15 protein-coding genes and 1 tRNA gene are annotated in these 7,244 nt (G+C 39.6%); 7 read left to right on the forward strand and 9 right to left on the reverse strand.

Annotated features, from left to right (window positions below; translation table 11 throughout):
• Positions 1–229, reverse strand: a 229-nt coding sequence (locus JCM21738_RS20260; protein WP_031307854.1) for a nuclease-related domain-containing protein, incomplete at its 3' end; no start/stop codon positions are given.
• Positions 230–366: 137 nt separating this feature from the next.
• Here JCM21738_RS20260 and JCM21738_RS20265 point away from each other — a divergent pair.
• On the forward strand, positions 367–588 hold the full coding sequence (locus JCM21738_RS20265; protein WP_023614677.1) for a hypothetical protein: 222 nt from the start codon (positions 367–369) through the stop codon (positions 586–588).
• A gap of 27 nt (positions 589–615) precedes the next feature.
• Here the strand turns inward: JCM21738_RS20265 and JCM21738_RS20270 are convergent, their stop codons facing one another.
• Positions 616–906 carry a hypothetical protein gene (locus tag JCM21738_RS20270; protein WP_023614676.1) on the reverse strand — a complete coding sequence of 97 codons (291 nt, stop codon included), beginning with the start codon at positions 904–906 and terminating at the stop codon, positions 616–618.
• Positions 907–992: 86 nt separating this feature from the next.
• Between JCM21738_RS20270 and JCM21738_RS24565 the strand changes: the two genes are divergently transcribed.
• Both JCM21738_RS24565 and JCM21738_RS20275 read left to right on the forward strand, forming a co-directional pair.
• Positions 993–1,169 carry a hypothetical protein gene (locus JCM21738_RS24565; RefSeq protein ID WP_023614675.1) on the forward strand — a complete coding sequence of 59 codons (177 nt, stop codon included), beginning with the start codon at positions 993–995 and terminating at the stop codon, positions 1,167–1,169.
• Positions 1,170–1,186: 17 nt separating this feature from the next.
• Complete coding sequence (locus tag JCM21738_RS20275) at positions 1,187–1,711, forward strand: P-loop NTPase family protein (protein WP_023614674.1); 525 nt, start codon at positions 1,187–1,189, stop codon at positions 1,709–1,711.
• A gap of 28 nt (positions 1,712–1,739) precedes the next feature.
• On the opposite strand, the gene JCM21738_RS20280 is transcribed toward JCM21738_RS20275, so the two are convergent.
• Positions 1,740–2,171: a DUF2621 domain-containing protein gene (locus tag JCM21738_RS20280; RefSeq protein WP_023614673.1), complete on the reverse strand. Its 432-nt coding sequence runs from the start codon at positions 2,169–2,171 to the stop codon at positions 1,740–1,742.
• Between the two features lie 139 nt (positions 2,172–2,310).
• Between JCM21738_RS20280 and JCM21738_RS24000 the strand changes: the two genes are divergently transcribed.
• A tRNA-Sec gene (locus JCM21738_RS24000) sits at positions 2,311–2,407 on the forward strand.
• Between the two features lie 107 nt (positions 2,408–2,514).
• Here the strand turns inward: JCM21738_RS24000 and JCM21738_RS20285 are convergent.
• The 6 genes from JCM21738_RS20285 to JCM21738_RS20310 all read right to left on the reverse strand — a co-directional run bounded on the left by JCM21738_RS20285 (position 2,515) and on the right by JCM21738_RS20310 (position 6,233).
• Positions 2,515–3,633 carry a site-specific integrase gene (locus tag JCM21738_RS20285; protein WP_023614672.1) on the reverse strand — a complete coding sequence of 373 codons (1,119 nt, stop codon included), beginning with the start codon at positions 3,631–3,633 and terminating at the stop codon, positions 2,515–2,517.
• A gap of 103 nt (positions 3,634–3,736) precedes the next feature.
• Positions 3,737–3,946 carry a helix-turn-helix domain-containing protein gene (locus tag JCM21738_RS20290; RefSeq protein WP_023614671.1) on the reverse strand — a complete coding sequence of 70 codons (210 nt, stop codon included), beginning with the start codon at positions 3,944–3,946 and terminating at the stop codon, positions 3,737–3,739.
• A gap of 128 nt (positions 3,947–4,074) precedes the next feature.
• On the reverse strand, positions 4,075–4,395 hold the full coding sequence (locus tag JCM21738_RS20295; RefSeq protein WP_023614670.1) for a hypothetical protein: 321 nt from the start codon (positions 4,393–4,395) through the stop codon (positions 4,075–4,077).
• Entirely contained in the window at positions 4,374–5,075 is a 702-nt protein-coding gene (locus JCM21738_RS20300; RefSeq protein WP_148296156.1) for a hypothetical protein, read from the reverse strand. The genes JCM21738_RS20295 and JCM21738_RS20300 overlap by 22 nt, the downstream gene beginning before the upstream one ends.
• 257 nt (positions 5,076–5,332) lie before the next feature.
• Positions 5,333–5,650: a hypothetical protein gene (locus JCM21738_RS20305; RefSeq protein ID WP_035210059.1), complete on the reverse strand. Its 318-nt coding sequence runs from the start codon at positions 5,648–5,650 to the stop codon at positions 5,333–5,335.
• The gene (locus JCM21738_RS20310) at positions 5,643–6,233 is read right to left on the reverse strand and encodes a CHC2 zinc finger domain-containing protein (protein WP_023614668.1); all 591 of its coding nucleotides are present in this window, start codon (positions 6,231–6,233) and stop codon (positions 5,643–5,645) included. The genes JCM21738_RS20305 and JCM21738_RS20310 overlap by 8 nt, the downstream gene beginning before the upstream one ends.
• Before the next feature lie 456 nt (positions 6,234–6,689).
• On the opposite strand from JCM21738_RS20310, the gene JCM21738_RS27570 reads away from it, so the two are divergent.
• From JCM21738_RS27570 to JCM21738_RS24570, 3 genes are read left to right on the forward strand one after another with little or no spacing between them, the layout of a single operon-like run.
• Entirely contained in the window at positions 6,690–6,782 is a 93-nt protein-coding gene (locus tag JCM21738_RS27570; RefSeq protein ID WP_369385785.1) for a helix-turn-helix domain-containing protein, read from the forward strand.
• A 25-nt stretch (positions 6,783–6,807) separates the two neighbouring features.
• Entirely contained in the window at positions 6,808–7,053 is a 246-nt protein-coding gene (locus JCM21738_RS20315) for a hypothetical protein (RefSeq protein ID WP_023614666.1), read from the forward strand.
• Between the two features lie 8 nt (positions 7,054–7,061).
• Positions 7,062–7,217, forward strand: a complete 156-nt coding sequence (locus JCM21738_RS24570) for a hypothetical protein (protein ID WP_023614665.1) — start codon at positions 7,062–7,064, stop codon at positions 7,215–7,217.
• Positions 7,218–7,244: the final 27 nt, after the last annotated feature.

Below are 7,244 nucleotides of genomic sequence, written 5' to 3' on the forward strand. Positions count from 1 at the left end.
TTAGTGTATCAATTTGAAAGGTTGTTTTTTCTACTTCGAGGAGGAGATCATTCAAAATCAAGCAGCTGCTTGTCAGTTTTTCGGTCATTGCATCGAATTGCAATTCGCCTTTATATCCCTTATCGATGTATGAAAAATACCTTTTTTCCTCATCTGATAACTCAAGTCTCTTATTCAAGATTCTAAGCTTTGACAAAATAATAGGTTCAGTCCTCTCCTTAAAAGCCACGTGCATCATCCTTCCTTTAATTAGTCAAGATAATCATACTATTTTCCTGAAATAAAAAGAGTGAATTTTTCGTGAATTATGGCAAGCCTGCTTGAATACAATGATAAGACCACTCGATTCAGTCAGGAGGAGTCGAAATGTCATTAAAGGTTTATGCCATTTTACTGAAAACTGGGGGCCTTGCCGTTTTCCTTGTTCCAATGTTCATGAAGGGGATGGGATATATAGCGACCATTTCTCCCACGGTAATGTTTAGTTTGATTGCAATTGGAGTCGTTTTATTGATCGTCGGAAATGTGGTTGAAGCAAAGGCAATGCGGAACGGCGAATTTTTTAGACGGAGAAGATTTAGGAAATGAGAAACGAGTTTCAGCATTTGAAACTCGTTATTTTTTTAACGACAGGATGAACCAGACTAAAATGTAGAGATATCCTGCAATTGTGAAAATCGCCCAGAGTGCGCCATGCTTCAACTCCCTGGCCAGATATTCAAATTCACTTATATCCAATGGCCTGTCGATACTATTCATCAAACTGACCATGGGCACTGAAATAATGACGAGGATCGCAATCATGGCCAGCGGAACCTGTTTTTTCTTAATGACACTATAAATAGCCCTCACAAAAATAATCATTAACAACAAATATAAGATAATCCAAAATACAACTTCAATCATTAAAATAACCTCCCTAAGGAATTCTATCATTTTTTTATCTCGAATGCCTGTTAGATTGTGGTAATATTGCTTATGAGGTGAGTATTTTGAGTGTTATCAATATTTGGGTAACTATCCTTTTGGCGGTTGCATTTCTTGCGGCAATTGGGGCTTGGCTGAATACTAGAATCATTTTAAAAGATTTGGATAAAATCAAAGCTCAACTGGGGATTAAGGAAGAGCGGACACCATCAGTATTTGACAATGATCTTGATAAAGAATAATTAGCAGGTGGAAGACAGTGACGAAAATACATATTATTGGCGGACCCGGAAGCGGGAAATCATACATAGCGGAAAAACTTTCAAAAATGCTTGGATTGCCCAAGCATGAATTAGACAACTTCTTCTGGGATCATGAGTCTGAGTATTTTGGTTCGCAAACCCCTCCAGTAAAAAGAGCGGAAAAGCTGGGTCTTGTGCTCGGGCAGGAAAAGTGGATCATTGAGGGAGTATATCATAGCTGGCTTGAGGAAAGCTTCCGCCAGGCAGATTATATTTTCGTGCTTAAGACGAATGTCTATGTGCGCGACTGGAGAATTGTAAAGAGGTTTGCGCTTAGAAAGATTAAATTGGTTTCTTCTCCACGGAAAGAGAATGTGAAGACGCTGATTGATTTACTAAAATGGAACCATCATTATGACGGGAACAACCTGGTAGAGGCAATCAAGCTGATGAAGCCATACAAAGATAAGGTCATCATCCTCACTAAAAACGATGATGTATTCAAGCTTTTTAAAAAACGGAAAAAGTCGGTGGGCATGTAATAAAAAACCGCCTTATCACAAGGCAGTTTTAGAACAAGCTCTCATATGGTGCGGTGCTGATTTGCTTTTCAGCAAGCCGCTTCCGTAAAAATTTATGGTCACGTTTCGGTGTGGCAAGAATATAGCCGCGGATGACAAGCTCCTGAGTAATCTTGTCCGCCTTTTCGTTCAGCGCAATCTCACCAATTTTGCCTGCAATCTTGTGTCTCGCCACATCCCTGAACAATTCAGGAACTGGACTAACCAAATCCTCAAGCAATGCTTTCTGTTCATCCGGCCACAAATGGCGCGTTTGATTCACATAATACTCTTCCCAGTCCATATCTGATTTGCCATCGTCCTTCGGCAGCTTTTTCAAAAACTTGCGGAACATAAAATATCCACCAATCGCGAATAAACCTACCAACACAACGACCCAAAATAAAATGAATAACAAAAACCAACCTTCAAGCTGATACATAACCCTTCACCCACGCATTTCTAATATCTTTTCTTATTATAGTATCAGCCAACTAGGGAAGACAAGTCTTGTGACAATTTGAGTAACATTCTTGTAAAATCGACGGCTTGTAAGTATAATAGACCTTGTTCTTCAATTCGGGGCTGAATGGGGCACTGGTGTCCCCCACGGTCTTCAAAACCGCTTGTGACCTGCGTGCCAGGTTAGCTGGGTTCGATTCCCAGGCGGTCCCGCCAACCCAATGAAATCAAGGCTTTTTTCTACCTTACATAGAGCAGGAGACCGAGAGAAATCGGTCTCTTTTTATTATGTGGTGCCAAAATGGTGCCATTTGTCAGTTGGCTTATTCAAGCAATCCATTTAGATGGTCGACAGCAATTCCTTCAATCGAATCTGTCAGGTGAGAATAGGTGTCCATCGTTACTTGAATTTTGGAGTGACCTAAACGGGCACTGACAATTTTCGGGTGGACATTCTCCTTCAGAAGGATCGTTGCGTGAGAATGCCTGAGGTCATGAAACCGGATATCTGGAAGGTTCGCTGCACTTAAACACCTTTTGAGAGCTCTAGTTATTTCAGATGGAGCCATGATACTTCCCTTTGTGTTGCAAAAGACCAAATTATGAGGGTTAAATGAAGCTCCCAGGATTTCATCACGATGATCACTTTCAGCCTTGAGTCTTTGAAGAAGCTTGGATAATTCCAAAGTTAACCTTACGCCTCTGGGTTTTTCATTCTTGGGAATTGTGTTGAAAAAATATTTCCCATTCGCTTCTGTAATGGTTTGTCGGATATAAACCTTACCTGTTGCAAAGTCAACATTATCCCAAGAGAGTCCCATCAACTCGCTTTTTCGCATCCCGGTATGGGCAGCAGCATAAATCACTGGAAAGTATACCGGAGTTTTTTCCTTTGCAATTTTCAACAATTCATTGAGCTGTTCAACATTTAAGGTCTTCATTTCCTGCTTTACCGGTTTTGGGGGCTTCGCTCCCTTGGTCACGTTTTTGTTGATGAATTCCCAATCGATTGCATCATTCAGCGCCTTTGACAGAACGCGATGATGGTGTGTGACTGTTTGAGCCGATAATGACTGCAATTTTTCCCTATAATAGTTTTGCAGCTCTATTGGTTTGAGTTCTCTCAATGGGATGTGACCTAAAGAAGGGTGAAGATGAGTCTTGATGATCTTTTTGTATTCAGCAAACGTTTTAGGCTTAAGATTGGTCACAGCGTAGTTTTCCAGCCAGTATTCCAAATAATCCCCTACAGACAATTTGTTTTCAAATACCAAGTTGCCTTTTTGTATTTCGAGCATTAATTCAGCCATAGCGCCTTTTGCCTCGCTGATTTTTTTAAAGCCCCGTCTTTTAATTCTCTTACGCTTGCCATACGAGTCTGTTCCAGCCTCCAAAACAAAATAATACGTTCCATTCTTATCTTTCTTAGGATAACCAGCCATTATTTTTTCCTCCAAATATAGCTGGACACCAAGCAATTGCACCTATATTAATAATACTAGATTAGTGGTGATGGTTGCAAAAGGAACTTGGTGTCCACGATTCTTAATTCTCAATAGGATTGTTAATGGTAACTGGCTGACTGCCTTCGAACCACTCTAAGAACGACTTTTTTGACACAAGTATTCTTTTGCCAACGGTAACTGCATGAAAGGATTTCGATTTCACCAATTGATATGCCTGGCTCCGGCCTATTCCTAGAAACAATTGAATATCCTTGACTTCTATTACATCAGGTAGCTGTTTCGTATTCATAATAATTACTCCTTTTCATTGACTATGCAAAGAGGAACATGCAGGCATTGCACGTGCTTAAGAGATTTGTTTTATTGGTTAATTTCAGGTCACATAGGTCTTGAAGACCTATATGACCTAGAATTGAACTATAAAAGAGCCGATTTTTTAAGCTTTAAAACCCTCATTTGCTTAGAGTTTTTGCCTACATAAGCCCTAACCACATTCCGAACTTCCTTTTCGCTTTGCTCTATTTCAATCAAGTCCCGGTCCGCCAACATTTTTGACAGCATTTGTTTTGTAACAGGAAATCTTAACCCTTGTCCTTGGAAATAAAGGTTTATCTCTTTCATCACATTTCCTAGAACAAGATAGTAAAATTCCTTGTCTTCCCACCCGATAAAGTGCCTATCATCACTGTATGGATCGTCGTTGATGCCAACTGTGCTTACAGCTTTGGAAGCAACCACTCAATGTAACCCTTAAAGGCATAGCTAAAGAAATTATTCTTTTCTTGACACTCCTTAAGATTGTCTAGATTGATAGAATCACTGGCTAGTTCAATCTCCAAGAACCTTGCCGTTGTACTAATTCCTGCCTTGGGTGTGTCTTCTCCAGTAATTAAACAAATCCCACGGGGTGGATATGTTTTGTGTAAAGAGGTATCTGCCCTCATCCTGGATTTGCCCACGCGGTCACCGTACCCTCGAAGTATTTGTTGGGCAATTTGTTCCATTCGCTTGCTTTCCTGAGATGAGTAGGTAGGATGGAAGTCGTCAACCACTAACAGGCTATCTTTTGTTACAAAAGCCTTTTTTTCAATTGCATTCATTGTATCCCTAAAACTAGCAGGAAGGTCTTTTCCGCTAGCAAATGGTCCAAAATGGGATTGAAAACATGCCGCCAATGATGATTTTTTGGAACCGCTCGGCCCAGAAAGCCATAAAACAAATGCAGGTTCTATTCCTCCGGTTTTAAGCGGTTCACAAAGAGGGGCCAGCCCGACCAGCGCCAATAATGGCAAAGTGACTTCTAAATCAGCAGTTTTTAATAATTCCAGGCTGGCTAGTGCTGCCGTTTTGGCATCGATTTCTTCATCTTCAGGTAAAGAGTACTTTTCTAGTTGGCTACTCTCTAGTTTAACGGACACATTTTCCTTTCCGATTGCCCCTGTTGAATGGATATAAAACCATTCCCCATATTGCTGTCTCCACCCTAAATGAGTATAAATATTCTCTCTGGTGCAATCTGTCGATATTGATTGTGCTGCGTGCCGGATTCTATCTTTGACGGAATTACCTGGCTCGATATTTGCTCGGATTCCCCAGGATGATTGTATCCAGCTCATGGAAGGGAAGTTTTCCGCTGGTATATATATTTCCGGAAATATTCTTTGTTCAGTTATTGTTACTCCATTGATATGGTACAGCATTTTACAATCAGCACCATCGTCTTCGAGTGTTTCCCTTGTAATGTAAGGTATAAAATTACTAAGTGAATATACTCCGCATCACCTGTTTGAGCCACCTTTTTATAACATAGGTAACCGTTATAAAGTGTATAATTGGTATCCTTTAGATTTTTATTAAGTTGAGTTATAATTGTTTCATAGAGTGATTTACTGGGGGCAGTAGTTTGCAGCTGCTGCTCCCCACTTTTATTTATCTCCGAAAGCTCCTCTGTAGAAAAACCTTCTTTTAACATTTCAATGATGTTGTCATTCACAATTTTCCCTCCACTTATTGAGAAATGGTAATAAATGTTTAACAGTGGCTATCTGCATCTCAATCTCCCTAGATTCCAACTCCTCAAGATATTTCTCAATCAGTGGTATGGTATGATACACATCACCGAGTAGATCAATGTCTTCAAAGGATGTAACTTGTTTTAACACAATTTTAAATAGGCTCCTAATCTCCAGAAGCATAAAAACAATTTGTTTTTTGGTCTCCTTAAACCCGGTTAGGAGCTTTCTGTTGTTTATCCAGGTAGTGTATACGGTTGCTGGCCACTTTCTTTCTATTAACAGCTGTTTTCGCAGCAAAAGAATTGCGTCCTCATTTGAAAAGGAATGTATTTTGCTTACAAGATTTATTACGTCCCCATGACCGCAGCCGGCCCAACACTTCCAGGTATTCGATTGTGGCCAGATAGTAAATGATGGGCTTCGATCATTATGAAATGGACATTTAATATTAAGGGACTTCGCGTTAGATTTTCGATCTGGCTTTATTCCTAAGTATTGATGAAGGGCATCCTCAATGCTTAACATGCATTTAATTTCCTGGATGACTGTATTTTCACTCATTCTTTTCACCTCCTTGAACCAGCCGCGCTTTTATTTTGTCTCCACCGGGTAACTCTGGATTTCCAAACATGTCTCCTATTAGTTATTGAGTAGGATTAGAAATTTTAACGGGAGCTAGACTTTTAGAGCAATTGACCTCTAGAGTCAGATGATTTATTGCATCCAGAATTGTTTGCTTCTGTTCTTCAGTAAGCTTTTTACGAAGTAAACGAAATAAAGTGTTTTCGTGACATCCGAGCTTGGCTGCTACCTCGTAAGCAAAAAATTCGAATGCTTAATTTTTTCTCTTAAATCTTGGTTTTCCTTTACCTTCACCACAATCACCTCCTATGCCTTTACTTTATCACGGAACAGGGGCCTATTTTCGTCATGTTTCGGTCATCTTTCACAGACATGTGTGTCGTGTATTGTGGAGGTGTACAGTAGTCTAAAAAGAAAAAAATATATGTGATGAGGATGCTAACGACAGAGAAGATCAGTGAAATATTTAAGATTCATCCGGAAACAGTCCGAGGGTGGATTAGAGATGGGAAACTGAAAAGCTACTAAGGAAGGAAAAAAATATATAGTTGATGTGATTGATATTAAGGATTTTGTGGGGAAACACAAATTAGAGAGGGGAACTTCCATATCAAAATTGGAAATCCTGTTCGATGAAATACATGGGCAATCAACTAAAATAACAGACCTTGCTTCTATCTTGGGCTTTGAAGGAGGGATTATTAACTGGCATATAGATTATAGACTACCACTTGAAGACGTGACAGCCTGGGAACTTACTCCTGAAAATCTTGAAAAATCATTTATTTTAAGGAACTAGACAAGGAGATGAACGAACACAAATATAACAAAAAAGTGCGGGAACTGGAGTGGAAAAAAGTACAAGCAGAAGATGAATATAAAGGACGAAAAATGGAGATTGAGAAAGAAATTGAAGTATTAAAATTTAAGAGGCAGCAGCTATTAGAAAGCCAAAAAGAGTAAGAAAGTAATTGGAAACATGGTATAACC

It is taken from the genome of Mesobacillus boroniphilus JCM 21738 (genome assembly GCF_000517385.1).
GTDB classification, from domain to species: Bacteria; Bacillota; Bacilli; order Bacillales; family Cytobacillaceae; genus Mesobacillus; species Mesobacillus boroniphilus.

Excerpts from the sequence above, each read along its gene's own strand:
- JCM21738_RS27570 (WP_369385785.1), top strand. The coding sequence starts at position 6,690 with ATGCTAACGACAGAGAAGATCAGTGAAATATTTAAGATTCATCCGGAA.
- JCM21738_RS20270 (WP_023614676.1), bottom strand. The coding sequence starts at position 906 with ATGATTGAAGTTGTATTTTGGATTATCTTATATTTGTTGTTAATGATT.
- JCM21738_RS20310 (WP_023614668.1), bottom strand. The coding sequence starts at position 6,233 with ATGAGTGAAAATACAGTCATCCAGGAAATTAAATGCATGTTAAGCATT.
- JCM21738_RS20280 (WP_023614673.1), bottom strand. The coding sequence starts at position 2,171 with ATGTATCAGCTTGAAGGTTGGTTTTTGTTATTCATTTTATTTTGGGTC.
- JCM21738_RS24570 (WP_023614665.1), top strand. The coding sequence starts at position 7,062 with ATGAACGAACACAAATATAACAAAAAAGTGCGGGAACTGGAGTGGAAA.
- JCM21738_RS20290 (WP_023614671.1), bottom strand. The coding sequence starts at position 3,946 with ATGAATACGAAACAGCTACCTGATGTAATAGAAGTCAAGGATATTCAA.
- JCM21738_RS20265 (WP_023614677.1), top strand. The coding sequence starts at position 367 with ATGTCATTAAAGGTTTATGCCATTTTACTGAAAACTGGGGGCCTTGCC.
- JCM21738_RS20285 (WP_023614672.1), bottom strand. The coding sequence starts at position 3,633 with ATGGCTGGTTATCCTAAGAAAGATAAGAATGGAACGTATTATTTTGTT.